At 71.5% G+C, this 16,764-nt stretch carries 16 protein-coding genes, 1 pseudogene and 1 riboswitch; of the genes and pseudogenes, 14 read left to right on the forward strand and 3 right to left on the reverse strand.

The window, feature by feature from the left end:
- Window positions 1-144 precede the first annotated feature (144 nt).
- The 10 genes from FLX08_RS19910 to FLX08_RS19955 all read left to right on the forward strand — a co-directional run bounded on the left by FLX08_RS19910 (window position 145) and on the right by FLX08_RS19955 (window position 11,956).
- The gene (locus FLX08_RS19910; RefSeq protein WP_244312767.1) at window positions 145-1,728 is read left to right on the forward strand and encodes a sensor histidine kinase; all 1,584 of its coding nucleotides are present in this window, start codon (window positions 145-147) and stop codon (window positions 1,726-1,728) included.
- On the forward strand, window positions 1,725-2,414 hold the full coding sequence (locus FLX08_RS19915; protein WP_142620377.1) for a response regulator: 690 nt from the start codon (window positions 1,725-1,727) through the stop codon (window positions 2,412-2,414). Before FLX08_RS19910 ends, FLX08_RS19915 begins: the two co-directional genes overlap by 4 nt.
- A gap of 10 nt (window positions 2,415-2,424) precedes the next feature.
- Window positions 2,425-2,991: a cardiolipin synthase ClsA gene (gene clsA, locus FLX08_RS19920; protein ID WP_142620378.1), complete on the forward strand. Its 567-nt coding sequence runs from the start codon at window positions 2,425-2,427 to the stop codon at window positions 2,989-2,991.
- A gap of 3 nt (window positions 2,992-2,994) precedes the next feature.
- Window positions 2,995-5,499, forward strand: coding sequence for a mannose-1-phosphate guanyltransferase (locus FLX08_RS19925; RefSeq protein WP_142620379.1), 2,505 nt, complete (start codon window positions 2,995-2,997; stop codon window positions 5,497-5,499).
- A gap of 140 nt (window positions 5,500-5,639) precedes the next feature.
- Complete coding sequence (locus tag FLX08_RS19930; RefSeq protein WP_142620380.1) at window positions 5,640-6,143, forward strand: FHA domain-containing protein; 504 nt, start codon at window positions 5,640-5,642, stop codon at window positions 6,141-6,143.
- Between the two features lie 19 nt (window positions 6,144-6,162).
- Window positions 6,163-6,819, forward strand: coding sequence for a transcriptional regulator FtsR (gene ftsR / locus FLX08_RS19935; RefSeq protein WP_142620381.1), 657 nt, complete (start codon window positions 6,163-6,165; stop codon window positions 6,817-6,819).
- Between the two features lie 76 nt (window positions 6,820-6,895).
- Window positions 6,896-7,366: a bifunctional nuclease family protein gene (locus FLX08_RS19940; RefSeq protein ID WP_139577972.1), complete on the forward strand. Its 471-nt coding sequence runs from the start codon at window positions 6,896-6,898 to the stop codon at window positions 7,364-7,366.
- A gap of 155 nt (window positions 7,367-7,521) precedes the next feature.
- On the forward strand, window positions 7,522-8,139 hold the full coding sequence (locus tag FLX08_RS19945; RefSeq protein ID WP_142620382.1) for a MerR family transcriptional regulator: 618 nt from the start codon (window positions 7,522-7,524) through the stop codon (window positions 8,137-8,139).
- An 84-nt stretch (window positions 8,140-8,223) separates the two neighbouring features.
- Window positions 8,224-8,316: riboswitch (glycine riboswitch) on the forward strand.
- Window positions 8,317-8,496: 180 nt separating this feature from the next.
- Window positions 8,497-11,322, forward strand: a complete 2,826-nt coding sequence (gcvP, locus tag FLX08_RS19950) for an aminomethyl-transferring glycine dehydrogenase (protein WP_142620383.1) — start codon at window positions 8,497-8,499, stop codon at window positions 11,320-11,322.
- Between the two features lie 91 nt (window positions 11,323-11,413).
- Window positions 11,414-11,956, forward strand: a complete 543-nt coding sequence (locus FLX08_RS19955; protein WP_142620384.1) for a hypothetical protein — start codon at window positions 11,414-11,416, stop codon at window positions 11,954-11,956.
- Window positions 11,957-12,003: 47 nt separating this feature from the next.
- Here the strand turns inward: FLX08_RS19955 and FLX08_RS19960 are convergent, their stop codons facing one another.
- Window positions 12,004-12,417, reverse strand: coding sequence for a hypothetical protein (locus tag FLX08_RS19960; RefSeq protein ID WP_167530490.1), 414 nt, complete (start codon window positions 12,415-12,417; stop codon window positions 12,004-12,006).
- Window positions 12,418-12,506: 89 nt separating this feature from the next.
- On the opposite strand from FLX08_RS19960, the gene FLX08_RS19965 reads away from it, so the two are divergent.
- From FLX08_RS19965 to FLX08_RS19975, 3 genes are all read left to right on the forward strand, one after another.
- Window positions 12,507-13,115 (forward strand): alpha/beta hydrolase family protein, encoded by a 609-nt coding sequence (locus tag FLX08_RS19965; protein WP_142620386.1) that lies wholly within the window; start codon window positions 12,507-12,509, stop codon window positions 13,113-13,115.
- Window positions 13,116-13,191: 76 nt separating this feature from the next.
- Window positions 13,192-13,782, forward strand: a complete 591-nt coding sequence (locus tag FLX08_RS19970) for a TetR/AcrR family transcriptional regulator (protein WP_142620387.1) — start codon at window positions 13,192-13,194, stop codon at window positions 13,780-13,782.
- Between the two features lie 40 nt (window positions 13,783-13,822).
- The gene (locus tag FLX08_RS19975; protein WP_142620388.1) at window positions 13,823-14,773 is read left to right on the forward strand and encodes an SDR family NAD(P)-dependent oxidoreductase; all 951 of its coding nucleotides are present in this window, start codon (window positions 13,823-13,825) and stop codon (window positions 14,771-14,773) included.
- A 197-nt stretch (window positions 14,774-14,970) separates the two neighbouring features.
- Here FLX08_RS19975 and sigJ read toward each other — a convergent pair whose 3' ends face one another.
- Window positions 14,971-15,915: an RNA polymerase sigma factor SigJ gene (sigJ, locus tag FLX08_RS19985; RefSeq protein ID WP_142620389.1), complete on the reverse strand. Its 945-nt coding sequence runs from the start codon at window positions 15,913-15,915 to the stop codon at window positions 14,971-14,973.
- 248 nt (window positions 15,916-16,163) lie between these two features.
- Here sigJ and FLX08_RS19990 point away from each other — a divergent pair, with 248 nt between their 5' ends.
- Entirely contained in the window at window positions 16,164-16,571 is a 408-nt protein-coding gene (locus FLX08_RS19990; RefSeq protein WP_142620390.1) for a hypothetical protein, read from the forward strand.
- Here the strand turns inward: FLX08_RS19990 and FLX08_RS19995 are convergent.
- Window positions 16,572-16,764, reverse strand: a pseudogene (locus FLX08_RS19995) (hypothetical protein); the annotation flags it as partial.

The raw sequence follows: 16,764 nt of genomic DNA on the forward strand, positions 1-16,764 counted from the left end.
CGCCCTCTCACCGACCGTCCCCCCACCGACCCTCCCGTCATTGAGCGTCCCCGCACCGACCGGCCCATCGCCGGCCGGTCCTTCGCGCTCTCGCGCGGCTCGGCCCTCGACATCGGCCTCGCGGTCGGCGGGACCGGGCTCGACGTGCTCGTCAGCGCCGGCTCCTGGGGTTTCTCGGGCGACGGGAGCACCCCGGTCCCAGTGTGGGTGGGGATGGGCTTCGCCCTGCTGGCCGGTCTGCCGATGGGCCTGCTGCGCCGATGGCCCGGTCCTGTGGCCGTCTATCTGTCCGTGCTGCTGGTGATCTGCGACCAGCTCGGCGCGTTCACCGTCAACACCCTCCAGGTCCTGCTGCCGATCTCGGTGGGCGTGCTGGCCCGGTCGCGCGGCTGGGGCTGGACGGCGCCGGTCGCCGTGCTCGCCGCCGCCGCGACCGGCGTGAACCTCGCCGACCCCGGTGTCGCGCTGACGAGCAACACCTGGTTCTACTCCGTCGGGCTGATCGCGGCCCCGGTGCTGATCGGCCGATACCTGCGCGGTCAGGAGGGGCGCCGCAAGGAGGACACCGCGCCGCTGCTCGACCTGCTGCTCGCGGGCGGCGGGGTGGCGCTGTCGGTGCTGACCACCTGGCCCTACTGGCACAGCGGCGAGCCGCCCGTGTGGGCGGTCGCGCTCGGGGTGATGCTCGCGGGGCTCGCCCTGGGCGTCGTGCGGCACCTGCCCGGCGCGGTCCTGCTGCTGGAGAGCGTCGCACTGGTCACGGCCGACCAGTACGTGCCGAGGACCGGCAGCAGCCTCCAGCTGCTCGCCCTGGTGGCCCTCGGCGTGTTCGCGACCCGCGCCACCTGGCCGTGGGTCGCCGCGGCGTACGCCCTGACCTGCTCGGTCGCGGCGGTCGTGGTCGTGGACGACCCCGCCGACATCACTCCGTTCCGGGTGGTGGCGTTGATGACGATGATCACCGCGCCCGTGGCGATCGGCCGCTACGTCGGCGTACGGCAGGCCCAGGCCAGGCACGCCGCCGAACTTTCCGCGGAGCGGGCCAGGGCCGCCCGGCTCGCCGAGCGGGAGCGGATCGCCCGCGAGGTCCACGACATCGTGGCCCACCACGTGGGGGCGATGGTGCTGCGCGCGAGCGCCGCGCAGTACGCGGGGGCGGACGGCCCGGCGGCCGAGGCGCTGGCCGACATCAGGGACACCGGCCACCGCGTGCTGGAGGACCTGCGCGGCCTGCTGTCCGTGCTGCGCGACCCCGGCGAGGCGCTCGGATCCGATCTCATGCTCGCGAACATGCTGGCCGACCCCGGCGACGTGCTGCGCGACGCCGTGTCCCGGATGACGACGGCCGGCCTGCGGGTGGATCTGCGTCTCGCGCCCGAGGCGGAACGGGCTCCGCTGGTGGTGCGGGCCTCGGCGGCGAGGATCGTCCAGGAGGGGCTGACGAACGTGTTGAAACACGCCGGTCCGGGAGCCCGGGCGGAGGTCGACGTGGCGATGCGCCCGGACGCGCTCACGGTCGAGGTGCGCAACGGCCCGGGCACGTCCCGTGCCGCGGAGGTGCTGCCGTCGCACGGCCAGGGCATCGCGGGCATGCGGGAGCGGGCCCGCGCCTTCGGCGGGCATGTCACCGCGGGCCCGGCCGAGGGCGGCGGCTGGCGGCTGACCGCCTCGCTGCCGGTGCCGGGCGAGAACCGGCCGGTGTGCCGCGTCACCGGGAGGCTCGCGTGATCCGCGTCGTGGTCGCCGACGACCAGGCCCTGGTGCGGGCGGGCGTCCGGATGATGCTGGAGGCGGCCGGCGACATGGAGGTGTGCGGCGAGGCCGCCGACGGCGCGGAAGCCGTACGGCTGGCCGAGCGGCACCGCCCCGACGTGGTGCTGATGGACCTGCGGATGCCGCGCGTGGACGGCCTGGAGGCCACCCGCAGGATCCTCGCCGCCCAGCCGTCCGCCCGGATCGTCGTGCTCACGACGTTCTCCGAGGACGAGAACCTCTACGCCGCGCTGGGTGCGGGCGCGCTCGGGTTCCTGGTGAAGGACGACCCGCCCGCCCGGATGGTCGAGTCGGTGCGGCGGGCCGCGACGGGGGAGCCGCCGCTCGCGCCGTCGGTGCTGCGGCGCGTCGTCGAACGGGCCCTGGCGGCCGAGCGGCAGGCGGTGCCGCTTCCGCCGGGCCTCACCGAGCGCGAGGCGCAGGTGCTGACCCTGGTCGGGGTCGGCCTGTCCAACGCCGAGATCGCCGACCGGCTGCACGTCGGGGTCACGACGGTCAAGAGTCACGTCGCCGCGCTCATCGACAAGCTGGGGCTGCGCAACCGCACCCAGGCGGCGGTGATGGCGCACCGGTTCGGCTTGGTCGACACCGGGTTCAACCCCGTGGCTCCTGCCCGGAACGACCGGGAGAGCGGCATGTAGGGTCTGGGGCGTGAACGCTGCCGAGGACCGGATCTGGACGGTGCCCAACCTGCTGAGCGCCCTGCGGCTGCTCGGCGTCCCCGTCTTCCTCTGGCTCGTGCTGGGACCCCATGCCGACGGGTGGGCGATCGCGCTGCTGGCGCTCGCCGGCGTGAGCGACTGGCTCGACGGCAAGCTCGCCCGCGCCTGGAACCAGATCAGCCGGCTCGGCAGGCTCATCGACCCGCTGGCCGACCGGCTCTACATCCTGGCCACCCTGCTCGGCCTGGTGCTGCGCGGCGCCGTCCCCTGGTGGCTGGCGCTCGCGGTGCCGCTGCGCGACGTGCTGATGCTGTGGATCCCGCCGGTGCTGCGGCGGCACGGGTATGGCCCCGCGCTGCCCGTCCACTTCCTCGGCAAGGCGGGCACCGCCGCCCTGATGTACGCGTTCCCGCTGCTGTTTCTCGCCTCGCACGAGGGATGGTACGCCGAGATTGCCGCGATCTTCGGATGGGCCTTCGCCATCTGGGGAACTGGTCTGTATTGGTGGGCGGGGGTGTTGTATGTCGTACAGGTGCGCCAGCTAACGAAGGGGTGACCCGTGAAGGCCGTCGTCATGGCGGGCGGGGAGGGGACACGGCTGCGGCCGATGACCGCGAACCAGCCCAAGCCCCTGCTCCCCATCATCAACCGGCCGATCATGGAACACGTGCTCCGGCTGCTCAAGCGGCACGGGTTCACCGAGACCGTGGTGACGGTGCAGTTCCTGGCCGCGCTGATCCGCAACTACTTCGGCGACGGCGACGAGCTGGGCATGACCCTCCACTACGCCACCGAGGAGGTCCCCCTCGGAACGGCCGGCAGCGTGAAGAACGCCGCCGACAAGCTCCGCGACGACCGCTTCCTGGTCATCTCCGGCGACGCGCTCACCGACATCGACCTGACCGACATGCTCCGCTTCCACCGCGAGAACCGGGCGCTGGTCACCATCGGGCTCAAGCGCGTGCCCAACCCGCTCGAGTTCGGGATCATCATCGTGGACGACAGCGGCCGCATCCAGCGCTTCCTGGAGAAGCCCACCTGGGGCCAGGTGTTCTCCGACACGGTCAACACCGGCATCTACATCATGGAGCCGTCGGTCCTCGACGAGATCGCCCCCGGCCAGTCGGTCGACTGGTCGTCCGACGTCTTCCCCCGGATGCTCGAACGCGGCTGCCGGCTGTTCGGCTACGTGGCCGAGGGCTACTGGGAGGACGTCGGCACGCACGAGAGCTACCTCAAGGCGCAGGCGGACGTGCTGGAGGGCAAGGTCAAGGTCGACTTCGACGCGTTCGAGCTGGCGCCGGGCGTGTGGGCCGCCGAGGGCGCCTCGGTGGACCCCGAGGCCGTGCTCAAGGGCCCCCTCTACATCGGCGACTACGCCAAGGTCGAGGCGGGCGCCGAGCTGCGGGAATACACCGTGCTCGGCAGCAACGCCGTCGTCAAGGAGGGCGCCTTCCTGCACCGGGCCGTGGTCAGCGACAACGTGTACGTCGGCCCGGCCGCCCACCTGCGCGGCTGCGTGATCGGCAAGAACACCGACGTGATGACCGGCGCCAGGATCGAGGAGAACGCCGTCGTCGGCGACGAGTGCGTCATCGAGTCCGAGGCGTACGTCTCCTCCGGGGTGAAGATCTACCCCTTCAAGACGATCGAGGCGGGCACGGTCGTCAACACCAGTGTCATCTGGGAGTCGCGCGGCCAGCGCAGCCTGTTCGGCCCCCGGGGCGTCTCCGGGCTGGTCAACGTCGAGATCACCCCGGAACTGTGCGTACGGCTGGCCAGCGCGTACGCCACGACGCTGCGCAAGGGCGACACGGTCGTCACCTCCCGCGACGCCTCCCGCGCGGCGCGGGCGCTCAAGCGGGCGGTGATCAGCGCGCTGAACTCCAGCGCGATCAACGTGGTCGACCTGGAGGCCGCCGCCCTGCCGGTCGCCCGGTTCAACACCTCGCGGGAGAACGTCCGGGGCGGCATCGCCGTGCGCACCACGGCGGGCGACCCTCAGAGCGTCGACATCGTGTTCATGGACGAGACGGGAGCCGACCTGTCCCAGGCGGCCCAGCGCAAGCTGGAGCGGGTCTTCTCCCGGCAGGAATACCGGCGCGCCTTCCCCGGCGAGATCGCCGAGCTGACCTTCCCCGCCCGCGCCGTCGACACGTACGCCAGGGAGCTGCTGGCCTGCATCGACATGTCCGGGGTGAAGGACGCCGAGATGAAGGTCGTGGTCGACTGCGCGGGCGGCACGTCCTCGCTCGTGCTGCCGAGCCTGCTGGGCCGGGCCGGGGTCGACGTGCTGACCGTGAACAACCGCCTCGACGACGCGTCGCCCACCGAGACGATCGCCGAGCGCCGCCGCGACCTGCAGCGCCTGGCGGACCTGGTGGCCTCGGCGCGGGCCGCCTTCGGCGTACGGTTCGACCCGGTCGGCGAGCGGGTCTCGCTCGTGGACGAGATGGGCCAGCTGATCAGCGAGGAGCGGGCGCTGCTCGTGGTGCTCGACCTGGTGGCGGCCGAGCGCCGGGGGGGCCGGGTGGCCCTGCCGGTCACCACCACCCGGGTGGCGGAGATGGTGTGCCGCTTCCACGGCGTGCAGGTCGACTGGACGGCCACGAGCCTCGACACGCTGACGCGGGCGGCCCGGCACCCGGACATGATCTTCGCGGGCGACGGGAAGGGCGGCTTCATCGTCCCGGAGTTCGCGCCCACCGTGGACGGCCTGGCGGTGTTCCTGCGCCTGCTCGGCCTGGTCGCGCGCACCCGGCTGTCGCTCAGCCAGATCGACGCCCGCATCCCGGAGGCCAGGCTCCTCAAACGGACCGTTCCCACGCCCTGGGCGCACAAGGGGACCGTGATGCGCTCGGTCGTCGAGGCGGCGGAGGGCCACCGCCTCGACACCACCGACGGCGTCCGCGTCGTGGAGGACGACGGGAGCTGGGCCCTGGTCCTGCCCGACCCCGCCGAGGCCGTCACCCACCTGTGGGCCGAGGGCCACGACATGGACACCGCTCAGGCCCTCCTGGAGCACTGGGCCCATGTCGTCGAACAAGCGGCCGGAGCTAGATGACATTGAACGTCCGCTGGCTGTAGCGTTGGTCAGTCCACGCCCAGCCGCGGTCTTGACCTTTGTGCCTGATCAGCGTAAGTTGCGGCATTCGCAGTTTGAGCCAGTTCTAGAGCAAGTCGTGAGAGAGGCCGAGCCGTTCGATGCCCAGCGTCTACTGCACGCAGTGCGGTCATGCCAACCCCGAGGATGCCCGTTTCTGTTCACGATGCGGTTCGCCGCTGAGCGCTCCGGCGCCCGTCGCAGCCGACACGACCTCGACGATCTCTCTTGAGGCGCTTGAGGCGGAGACGGGCCAGACGCTTCTGCCGGACAGGGCCTCGGTCGAGCAGTTGCCGCCGGGCACGGCCCTTCTGGTGGTCATGCGGGGCCCGAACGCGGGGAGCCGATTTCTGCTCGACAGCGACCTCACTACGGCGGGTCGCCACCCGGAAAGCGACATTTTCCTGGACGATGTGACGGTGTCCAGGAGGCACGTGGAGTTCTACCGGCGCGGCGGCCAGTTCACCGTGCGTGACGTGGGCAGCCTCAACGGCACCTACGTCAACCGGGAGCGCATCGAGGAGTGCCCCTTGCAGGGGGGCGACGAGGTGCAGATCGGCAAGTTCCGGCTGGTGTTCCTCACACGTGGTCCCGGAGGGCTGTGATCGGTGAGGAGGAGGAGTCATGAGCGCGCAGGCCGTACGGGCGTTCATGAGCATCGGGGAGGTGCTCGCCCTGCTGCAGGGCGAGTTCCCGGACGTGACCGTCTCCAAGATCCGGTTTCTGGAGGGTGAGGGGCTGATCGAGCCCCAGCGGAGCCCGTCGGGTTACCGCAAGTTCACCTTCAACGACGTCGAGCGTCTGCGGTACATCCTGCGTGCGCAGCGTGACCAGTACCTGCCGCTCCGGGTGATCAAGGATCAGCTGGACGAGCAGGCGGCCCGCCCGCACGACGTGTCCGCCGGCGCCCCGCCCGTGCGTCTCAGCCGGGAGGAGCTCATCGAGGCCGCGGGCATCGACGAGGAGACCCTGGCCGAGATGGAGAGCTTCGGTCTGGTCACCGCCGTGGCGCGCCGCTACGACGGGGAGGCGCTGGAGATCGCGCGCAGCGTGGGGGCGCTGGCGCGGTTCGGCGTGCAGGCGCGCCACCTGAGGGCGGTGCGCGCCGCGGTGGAGCGGGAGGCCGGTCTCATCGAGCAGGCGGTGGCCCCGCTGCTGCGGCGCAAGGCGCCGGGGGCGATCGCCGAGGCGGACGAGACCGCCCGGGAGATCTCCGGACTTCTCCAGGAACTTCACAATGCGTTACTGCGTGGGAGTGTTCGCGGCGTTCTGGGGCGGTGACCGGCACATCCGCACCTCCGTGGGTGTTACGTTGAATGCCTGGTGATATGCCGCGACGCTTGAGACGGAGCCGCCCGTGTTGCAGATGGAGGTCGTGGGGGTTCGCGTTGAGATGCCCACCAACCAGCCGATCGTTCTCCTGAAGGAGACGAGCGGTGATCGGTATCTGCCGATCTGGATAGGCATGACCGAGGCGACCGCTATCGCGTTGGCCCAGGCGGAGGAGCCGCCGCCACGGCCGCTGACCCACGACTTGTTCCGTGACGTACTTGAGGCCTTGGGGGTGCGGTTGCGCACCGTCAACATCGTCGCGCTTCGCGATGGAATCTTCTTCGCCGATCTGGTCTTCTCCAACGGCGTGGAGGTCAGCGCTCGTCCTTCGGACTCGATCGCGCTGGCGTTGCGTACGGGTGCGACGATCTACGCGAGTGAGGACGTGATCCAGGAGGCGGGCGTGAGCATGCCCGACGACCAGGAAGACGAAGTGGAGAAGTTCCGCGAGTTCCTGGACAAAATCACACCGGAAGACTTCGGCCGGGCGGGCTGACGTGCCGGACGATTTCGGGAGATTACGCTTCACGACGCGCCGGACGGGGTCGTTGACTGACGATGGCCCCGGTCCTACGGTGCAAGGGAAACCACGGTTGTAATTCACGAACCCCCAGATCAGACCGTGGGATGAGAGAAAGCCGGAGGTCCGCAGTGGCGGTCAGCAGCGGCGAGGGTAAGTCGGCCGGCCAGCACGACCCGGTTCGGCAGGCGGCGCGCGAGCGCGCCGGCGAACAGGGTCTGCTGTTCGACGAGCAGCCGGCGGCGCTGCCCCAGGGCATCGGATACCGCGGCCCCACGGCGTGCGCGGCGGCCGGGATCACCTACCGGCAGCTCGACTACTGGGCCCGGACCGAACTGGTGCTCCCGACGATAAGGGCCGCCCAGGGATCCGGGTCCCAGCGACTGTACAGCTTCCGCGACATCCTCGTCCTGAAGGTCGTCAAACGTCTTCTGGACACGGGCGTCTCCCTCCAGCAGATACGCGCCGCCGTACGGCACCTGCGCGACCGCGGCGTCAACGACCTGGCCCAGATCACCTTGATGAGCGACGGCGTGAGCGTCTACGAGTGCACGAGCGCCGACGAGGTGATCGACCTGCTGCAGGGCGGCCAGGGCGTGTTCGGCATCGCGCTCGGCAGGGTCTGGCGGGAGGTCGAGGGATCGCTGGCCGAGCTTCCGGGTGAGCGCGCGGAGGCCGCTCCGGATGCGGAGGGAGACCATCCCGCGGACGAACTGGCCCGCCGGAGAAAGGCCCGCAGGACCGGCTGAGCCGCGCCCGCCGGGCGGGCCCCGGCCCCGGGAGAGGTGCGCGTCGGCGCGAATCCGGGTAGCCGGTAGAGTGGGAAAGGCCGACGACCTCGTGCGGGAGAGACCCCTGGCCTTTCAGGGGCGCCGAAGGAGCAAACCTCCCCGGAATCTCTCAGGCATCCGTACCGCACGGACGAGGCGACTCTGAAAAGCAGGCCCGCCGGCCAGGCGGCGTCTCACCGAAGGGGAAAGCCGGGCTCGACGGCCCGGTGAAGCTCTCAGGTCCGATGACAGAGGGGGAGACCGCTTCACGACCGCCGCGCCACACCGGGCGCGAGACGGTCGCCGCAGGTCTCGACCCGCCAGGAGGCCCCTGTCATGACCGATCGGTCCACGCTTCGCGATCTTTCCGCTCCGCCTTTCGCCACGCGCCACATCGGCCCCTCCGAGGCCGACCGCGACCGGATGCTGGAGGTCGTCGGCTACGAGTCGGTGGCCGACCTGGTCGCCGTGGCCGTGCCCGAGGCCATCCGCACGCGCGGCCCGCTGAACCTGCCCGAGGCGGTGGGGGAGGCCGAGGCACTGGCCGAGCTGCGCGCCCTCGCCGGACGCAACCGGGTGCTGACCCCGATGATCGGCCTCGGCTACTACGACACGATCACGCCGGGCGTCGTCCTGCGCAACGTGCTGGAGAACCCCGGCTGGTACACCGCGTACACGCCCTATCAGCCGGAGATCTCGCAGGGCCGGCTCGAGGCGCTGCTGAACTTCCAGACCATGATCTCGGACCTGACCGGCCTCGCCGTCGCCGGCGCGTCCCTGCTCGACGAGGCGACGGCCGCGGCCGAGGCGATGACGCTGGCCCGCCGGGCGAGCAAGGTGAAGACCGACGTGTTCGTGGTGGACGCCGACGCGCTGCCGCAGACCAAGGCCGTGCTGGCGACCCGCGCCGAGCCGCTCGGCATCACGCTGGTGGAGTCGGACCTCGCCGGCGAGCTGCCCGAGTGCTTCGGTGTCCTCGTCCAGTATCCGGGCGCGAGCGGCCGGGTGGCGTCCTTCCGCGGGGTCGCCGAGCGGGCGCACGCCCAGGGGGCGCTGCTGGTGGCCGCGGCCGACCTGCTGGCGCTGACCCTGCTGGAGTCCCCGGGCGAGCAGGGCGCCGACATCGCCGTCGGCTCCTCCCAGCGCTTCGGCGTCCCGCTGGGCTACGGCGGCCCCCACGCGGCGTACATGGCCGTACGCGAGGGCCTGCAGCGGCAGATGCCGGGCCGCCTGGTCGGCGTCTCGCTGGACGCCGACGGCAGCACGGCCTACCGGCTCGCCCTGCAGACCCGCGAGCAGCACATCCGGCGCGAGAAGGCCACCAGCAACATCTGCACCGCGCAGGTGCTGCTCGCCGTCATGGCGTCGATGTACGCCGTCTACCACGGCCCGGAGGGCCTGAAGCGGATCGGCCAGCGGGTGCACCGCCACGCGGCCGTCCTCGCCGCCGGGCTGCGCGAGAGCGGCGTGGAGGTCGTCCACGACGAGTTCTTCGACACCGTGCTCGCCCGCGTGCCCGGGCGGGCCGCCGAGGTCGTGGCCGCCGCCGCGGAGCGGGGCGTCAACCTGCGCCTGGCCGACGCCGACCACGTCGGCGTCGCCTGCGACGAGAAGACCACCACGGGCCACCTGCGGGCGGTCTGGGCGGCGTTCGGCGCGTCCGGGCTCGTGGTCGAGGACCTCGACCGGGCGACCTCCGACGCCCTCCCCGCCGGCCTGCAGCGGACCTCCGGCTTCCTCACCCACCCGGTGTTCCACACCCACCGGTCCGAGACGGCCATGCTGCGCTACCTGCGGCGGCTGCAGGACAAGGACATCGCGCTCGACCGCTCGATGATCCCGCTGGGCTCCTGCACGATGAAGCTCAACGCGACCACCGAGATGGAGCCGGTCACCTGGCCGGAGTTCGCCTCGATCCACCCGTTCGCGCCGGCGGAGCAGGCCGAGGGCTACGCCGAGCTGATCGCGACGCTCGAAGGGTGGCTGGCCGAGGTCACCGGCTACGACCGGGTGTCGATCCAGCCGAACGCGGGCTCCCAGGGCGAGTTCGCCGGGCTGCTGGCCATCCGGTCCTACCACCGCTCCCGGGGCGAGGACGGCCGCGACGTCTGCCTCATCCCGTCCTCCGCGCACGGCACCAACGCCGCCAGCGCCGTCATGGCGGGCATGCGGGTGGTCGTGGTGGCCTGCGACGCAAACGGCAACGTCGACCTGGCCGACCTCGCCGCCAAGATCGACAAGCATCGCGACGCGCTCGCCGCGATCATGGTGACCTACCCGTCCACCCATGGGGTGTACGAGGAGACGATCGTCGAGATCTGCGAGCGGGTGCACGAGGCCGGCGGGCAGGTGTACGTCGACGGGGCCAACCTCAACGCGCTGGTGGGCCTGGCCAAGCTGGGCGAGTTCGGCGCGGACGTCTCCCACCTCAACCTGCACAAGACCTTCTGCATCCCGCACGGCGGCGGTGGTCCCGGCGTCGGCCCGGTGGCGGTCAAGGCCCACCTCGCCGAGCACCTCCCGGCCCACGTGTCGGCCGCGCCGTACGGCTCGGCGGGCATCCTGCCGATCTCCTGGGCGTACGTCCGGATGATGGGAGGCGACGGGCTGCGGCAGGCCACCGAGCAGGCGATCCTGTCGGCCAACTACCTGGCCCGGCGGCTGGCGCCGCACTACCCGGTGCTGTACACCGGCAGGGACGGCCTGGTCGCCCACGAGTGCATCGTCGACCTGCGCCAGATCACCAAGGAGACCGGCGTCACGGTGGACGACGTGGCCAAGCGGCTGATCGACTACGGCTTCCACGCGCCCACGATGTCGTTCCCCGTCGCCGGGACGCTCATGATCGAGCCGACCGAGAGCGAGGACCTGGCCGAGCTCGACCGCTTCGCCGACGCGATGATCGCCATCAGGGGCGAGATCGCGAAGGTGGCGTCGGGCGAGTTCGACAAGACCGACAACCCGCTGCGCAACGCCCCGCACACGGCCGGGTGCCTCACCGCCGACGAGTGGGCCCACCCCTACTCGCGGGCGGTGGCCGCCTATCCCGTGCCCGGCCTGCGGGACGACAAGTACTGGTCGCCGGTGCGCCGCATCGACCAGGCGTACGGCGATCGCAACCTCGTCTGCTCCTGCCCGCCGCTTGAGGCGTACGAGGACTGATCAGTTGAGCATGTCGGCCCCGCCCGGCGGCCGGTCTCGTTAAGATCGCGGTGATCGTTTCCATCCCCTGCGACCATGCGAGGCCCCCTGTATGACGGCCATCGATTCCGGGCGGCGGTCCGACCGGCTCGACCACGCGCGCCGGCTCGCCGAAAGCGGCGACCTCGACGGCGCGGCCGCGATCTTCGCGGAACTCGCCGCGGACGAGAACGCGCCCGAGCGCGGCGAGGCGGGCGAGGGCCTGTCGGTCGTGGTGGAGCGGATGGCCGAGCGGCTGCTGGAGGACGGCGAGCCCGAGCGGGCCGCCGACGTCCTGCTGGAGGCGCTGTCGATCAGCGCGGTGGCCGATCCGGCGCGCCTGCGGGTGCTGCTCGGCATGGCGCATCTGGAGATGGCGTGCGCGCAGTTCGCCGGGGCAGTGGAGGACAGCCGCCAGGAGGGGGCCGACGCGGGCACCGGCGCGCTCGCGATCGAGCTGCTGGCCCGCACGCTGCCGCTGCGGGGCCGCGACGCCGACGCCGAGACCGTATGGCGTTACGGCCTCGACCATCCCGATCCCGCGCTCGCCGAGCAGGTGCTGCTGCGCCTGGGCCGCGATGTGCGCCCCGCCATGGAGGCCGGCGCGGCCGGGTGACCCCCGTGGTCGTCCCCCGTGGTCGTCCCTGGTCGTCGCGGTGTGTGTCAGCGCTGGTGGCGGCGGCCGAGGGCGTGGGCGAGGTTGACCGCGATGATCCCGCCCCAGGCCAGGAGCAGGCCCGTCGCGCCGGAGGTCTGCGCCGCGATAGCGGTCAGCGGGATGCCTAGGGCCAGCGAGCCGATGGCCATGCCCACCGCTCCGTCCCTGTGCTTGGACTGGCCGCGCGGCGGCTGGTGGGCGAGCTGGGCCGCCACCTCGTTGCGTACCCGCGCGGCGATCTCCACGTCGAGCTTGTCGAGGAACGAGTCGACCAGGGCATCCTCGTAGTCCGGCCCGAGGTCGCGGCGGGCCGCCATGACGGCGCGCAGGTCCTCGCGGTTCGAGGGGGCCGCCTGCGGCGGAGGGATGGGGTGCCCGGTTCCGGGCGGCGGTTGGTGCGATGCGATGTCCGGCACCATGACATTCTGGCCCCTTTATCGGGTGACTGCCATCCTCCGATCGGAGGGTCGCCTCCTCCTGCTCCTGCCGGACCCGTTACCTTCACCGCATGGAGATCGAGACCCCGCACGGCCGCGCGCTGGCCGAGGTGGACGAGGTGGCCGATCCCCGGCTGCTGCTGCTCCTGACCCACGGGTCCGGGGGAGGCGTGGAGGCCCCCGACCTGCTCGCCGTACGGGACGCGGTGCTGGCGATCGGCGGAAGCGTCGCACGGGTGACCCAGCCGTTCCGGCTGCGCGGCGCGCGGGCGCCCGGGTCGGCGGTCAAACAGGACGAGGCGTGGCTGTCGATCGTCGCCGCGCTCCGCGAGCGTCACCCGGGCCTGCCGCTCGTGCAGGGCGGGCGGAGCAACGGCGCGCGGGTCGCCTGCCGCACGGCGCGCGCCGCCGGGGCCGAGGCGGTGGTGGCGCTCGCGTTCCCGCTCCACCCCCCGCGCAAGCCGGAACGGTCACGGGCGGAGGAGCTGCGGCAGGCGGGGGCCCCGGTGCTCGTGGTCAACGGCGACCGCGATCCGTTCGGCGTGCCGGATGAGAAGGACGCCGCATGCCTCGTGGTCCTTCCGGGGGAGGGGCACGAGTTCAAGAAGGACCCCGCCCGCGTGGGCGAGGTGGTGGCGCGCTGGTTGCTCTCGCGCCGCTCCCCGGATCCCCTCAGGTGAGCGTGGTCTCGCCTGCCTCATGGTCGATGATGGCCGAATTTTTGACTGACTAGACACTCTCTTATATTTTCGGGTCATGCCTAGACCACGTAGTGAGGACCGGCGTAACGCGATCCTGCGGGCGGCCACCCGCGTCATCGCGTCCCAGGGACTCGGGGCGGCCACCGCGACGATCGCGAAGGAGGCAGGCGTCTCCAACGGATCGTTGTTCACCTACTTCGACACGAAGGCGAAGCTGCTCAACGAGCTCTTCCTCGCGCTGAAGACGGAGATGAGCGCCGCGGCGACCGCCGATCTCCGGGCCGGGGACGCACCCCGTGAGCAGGTCCGCCACATGTGGACGCAGTGGTGGCGCTGGGCGACGGCCAACCCGGACAAGCGGCGAGCGCTCGCGCAGCTTCAAGTGGCGGAGGACATCACCGCCGACACCCACCGGGCGGCGAGCCTGGCCTTCAGCGGCATCGCCGGCCTGCTGGAACGGAGCCGGGCCAACGGGCCGATGCAGGACGTGCCGCTCGGTTTCGTCCTGACCCTGGTGAACGCGATCGCCGAGGCGACGATCGACGAGATGATCCGCGAGCCTGCCGAGGCCGAGGCACGCGGCAGTGTCGCGTTCGAGGCCATCTGGCGGGTGCTGGCCGGCTCCTCCGCCGCGCCCACCGCCTGATCTCCATCCATCTCCATGATTTCCACAGCGAGGGACCGACGTGCCCGACTTCAGCCGCAGCACCTCGCCCGCAAGGGCGTGGATCATCACCGGGCCGACGTCCGGAATCGGTCGGCGCACCGCGATCGAGCTCGCAGAGCACGGCTCCGTCGTGCTGGTGGGCCGTGACCCGGGCAAGCTCGCGGAGGTCGAAGCCGAGATCAACGCGCGGCCCCAGGGGCACGCGGTCTCGGTGGTCTGCGACTTCTCCGATATCCCGAGCGTGCGGCGCGCGGGCGCACGGGTCCTCGCGCTCGGTCTTCCGATCGCCGGCCTGCTCAACAACGCGGGCATCATGCCGGCCCGCGCCGACCGGACCGCACAGGGGTGGGACCTCGCCTTCACGACCAACCACCTCGGACCGTTCGCGCTGACGGAGGCGCTCATTCCGCACCTTCCCGACGGCGCGAACGTCGTGTTCGTCTGCTCGGGCGTCGAGGATCCACAGCGCAAGCCCGCGGTCGCCGCCGGCTTCCGCGGCGGGCGCTACATCTCGGCAGAAGCCAGTGTGCGCGGCCACTGGCGGCCCGGAGGCTCGTCCAAGACCGGCTTCGACGCCTACGCCACCTCCAAGCAGTGCAATCTCGCCATCGTGCTCGCGTTCGCACGTGAGACGCCGCGGCTGCGCTTCAACGCGGTCGAACCGGGCTTCAATCCGGGCACCGGCCTCGGCCGCGACGCCAACGCCGTGGTCCGGTTGCTGGCGAGGTATGTCGCCGCGCCGCTCGCGCCCCTCATCAAATACTGGAGCACACCGAAGCGTGCCGCTCGGGTGATCACCGGGGTGCTGACCGACGGGTCGGATCGGACAGGGGTGTACTACGACGAGAACGGCAAGCCGATGGTGGGCTCCGCTCAGGTCCGTGACCCCGCTTTCGCCGACCGCGTCGTCGCCGAGACCCGCGCGCTGCTCGCCACCATTCCCCTGGACGCGGCACCCACGAATCGGTGATCGCTGACCGCGACCCGGTCGCGGACCACGATTCCGTACCCCATCGGCATATGCCGCTGCCGGGGCACGGTCCGCCGGGAAGTCACCCGTCGCACTCGTGGTCCTTCCGGGGGAGGGACACGAGTTCAAGAAGGACCCCGCCCGCGTGGGCGAGGTCGTGGCCCGGTGGCTGCTCTCGCGCCGCTCCCCGGATCCCCTCAGGTGAGCGTGGTCTCGCCCGCCTCCGCGGGGGAGACGCCCGTCCAGGGCCAGAGCTTCTCCGGGTTGCGTACCGCCCAGATCCTCGTGATCCGGTCGCCCGGCGCGTCGAACGCCGCCACCGTCACGGTGACGCCGTCGAGCTGGGCCACCAGGCCGGGCCGGCCGTTGACCGTACGCTCCAGGATCGTCAGGCCGGGGGCGATGCCGGCGATGGCGACGATGTAGCGGGCGATCCGCTCGCCGCCTTCGATCGGGTGGAGCGCGGCACCGACCACCCCGCCGCTGTCGGCGACCATCGTGGCACGGGGGTCGAGGAGGCCCACGAGGGCGTCGATGTCCTTGGCCTCCCACGCCTGCTTGAAGTCCCTCACGAGACCGGCCCGGGGACCTGCCGGAGCCGGGACGGCCTGCGACGCGCGGATGCGGCGGCGGGCGGAGGAGGCGAGCTGGCGGCATGCCGCCGGTGTGCGGCCGACGATCTCGGCCACCTCGGCGAAGGAATAGCGGAAGACGTCGTGGAGGATGAAGGCGACACGCTCGGCCGGGGTCATCGATTCGAGCACGACCAGGAACGCCATGTCGACCGACTCGTCGAGTGTGATCCGGTCGGCGGGATCGGCCGTGCCGCCGCGCCGCCCGTCGATCCACTCCGTCCGATCCGGCAGCGGCTCCGGGATCCATTCGCCCACGTAGCTCTCCCGCCGGGCCCGTGCCGAGCCGAGCAGGTCGAGGCAGATGCGCCCGGCCACCTTCGTCAGCCAGGCGCCGGGCGACGCGATGGCCTCCTGCCGCTGCCGCGACATGGCATACCAGCGGGCGTACGTCTCCTGCACGACGTCCTCGGCGTCGGCCAGGGAGCCGAGGAGCCGGTAGGCGAGATTGATGAGCTGACGCCGCTCGCTCATGATCGCGCCCAGGCCCGGATCGGATGTGGTGGTCATGGTGTCCCCGGCTTCCTCGGTCGCGTCTTCCCTCACCAGACCGACGAGACAGCGCGCCCGAATGTGAGACCGGCGCTCTGTGAGACCGGCGCTCTGTGAGACCGCGCTCTGTGAGACCGCGCTCTGTGAGACCGGCGCTGCGTGAGGCCGGCGCCTCACCTCACATTTCCGGCGGCCACGTCGTCTGACTGGCGGGACACCGAGTCCCGAGCCTCACCCACGGTGAGATCGAGAAGGGAAACCACGCCATGCCCACGGGGACGACGAAGCCAGGCAACCTCATGCTCTTGCGTGCCGCGACCACTGCGCAGACCATGGTCGTCTTCGTCCAGGCGATCACCGCCGGATTGCTGCTGTCCGCGCGCGGTCATGGGGCACCGCACAGCGCCGGTGCGTACACGCTGTTCGGCGTGACGGTGCTCCATCTGATCGTCGCGATACTGACGTGGCGGCCGGGCGGCGGCTCGCCCAGGCCCGCCCTGTACGCCGCCGGGTTCCTGGGGCTCACGCTGGCGCAGGTGGCGCTGGGCATCGCGCACGTGAAGACCCTGCACATCCCGCTGGGCGTCCTGATGTTCGGCCTGAGCGTCCTGCAGCTCGTCTGGACCTGGTCCGGCCGCCGCGCGACAGGCACTAGGGCGTGTATTTGGTTGTGATCAAGGGGTGGCCTGGGTGAGGTCTTTAATCCAGATCATCGCGGCGCGGAGGTGGAGGCCGGCGAGGTAGCTCGCAGGAGTTTTGTCGTAGCGGGTGGCGATGCCTCGCCAGGCCTTCAGCTTGTTGATCAGGCGCTCGACGGTGTTGCGTTCCTTGTACAGGTCGGCGTCGTGGCGGACGGGCCGGCCGCCC

Origin of the sequence: Microbispora hainanensis, assembly GCF_006874475.1 — a bacterium.
GTDB classification, from domain to species: Bacteria; Actinomycetota; Actinomycetes; order Streptosporangiales; family Streptosporangiaceae; genus Microbispora; species Microbispora hainanensis.

Coding starts and splice junctions, on each gene's coding strand:
- gcvP (WP_142620383.1), top strand. CDS start 8,497: ATGACCGATCGGTCCACGCTTCGCGATCTTTCCGCTCCGCCTTTCGCC.
- FLX08_RS19955 (WP_142620384.1), top strand. CDS start 11,414: ATGACGGCCATCGATTCCGGGCGGCGGTCCGACCGGCTCGACCACGCG.
- FLX08_RS19960 (WP_167530490.1), bottom strand. CDS start 12,417: ATGGTGCCGGACATCGCATCGCACCAACCGCCGCCCGGAACCGGGCAC.
- FLX08_RS19965 (WP_142620386.1), top strand. CDS start 12,507: ATGGAGATCGAGACCCCGCACGGCCGCGCGCTGGCCGAGGTGGACGAG.
- ftsR (WP_142620381.1), top strand. CDS start 6,163: ATGAGCGCGCAGGCCGTACGGGCGTTCATGAGCATCGGGGAGGTGCTC.
- FLX08_RS19930 (WP_142620380.1), top strand. CDS start 5,640: ATGCCCAGCGTCTACTGCACGCAGTGCGGTCATGCCAACCCCGAGGAT.
- sigJ (WP_142620389.1), bottom strand. CDS start 15,915: ATGACCACCACATCCGATCCGGGCCTGGGCGCGATCATGAGCGAGCGG.
- FLX08_RS19990 (WP_142620390.1), top strand. CDS start 16,164: ATGCCCACGGGGACGACGAAGCCAGGCAACCTCATGCTCTTGCGTGCC.
- FLX08_RS19970 (WP_142620387.1), top strand. CDS start 13,192: ATGCCTAGACCACGTAGTGAGGACCGGCGTAACGCGATCCTGCGGGCG.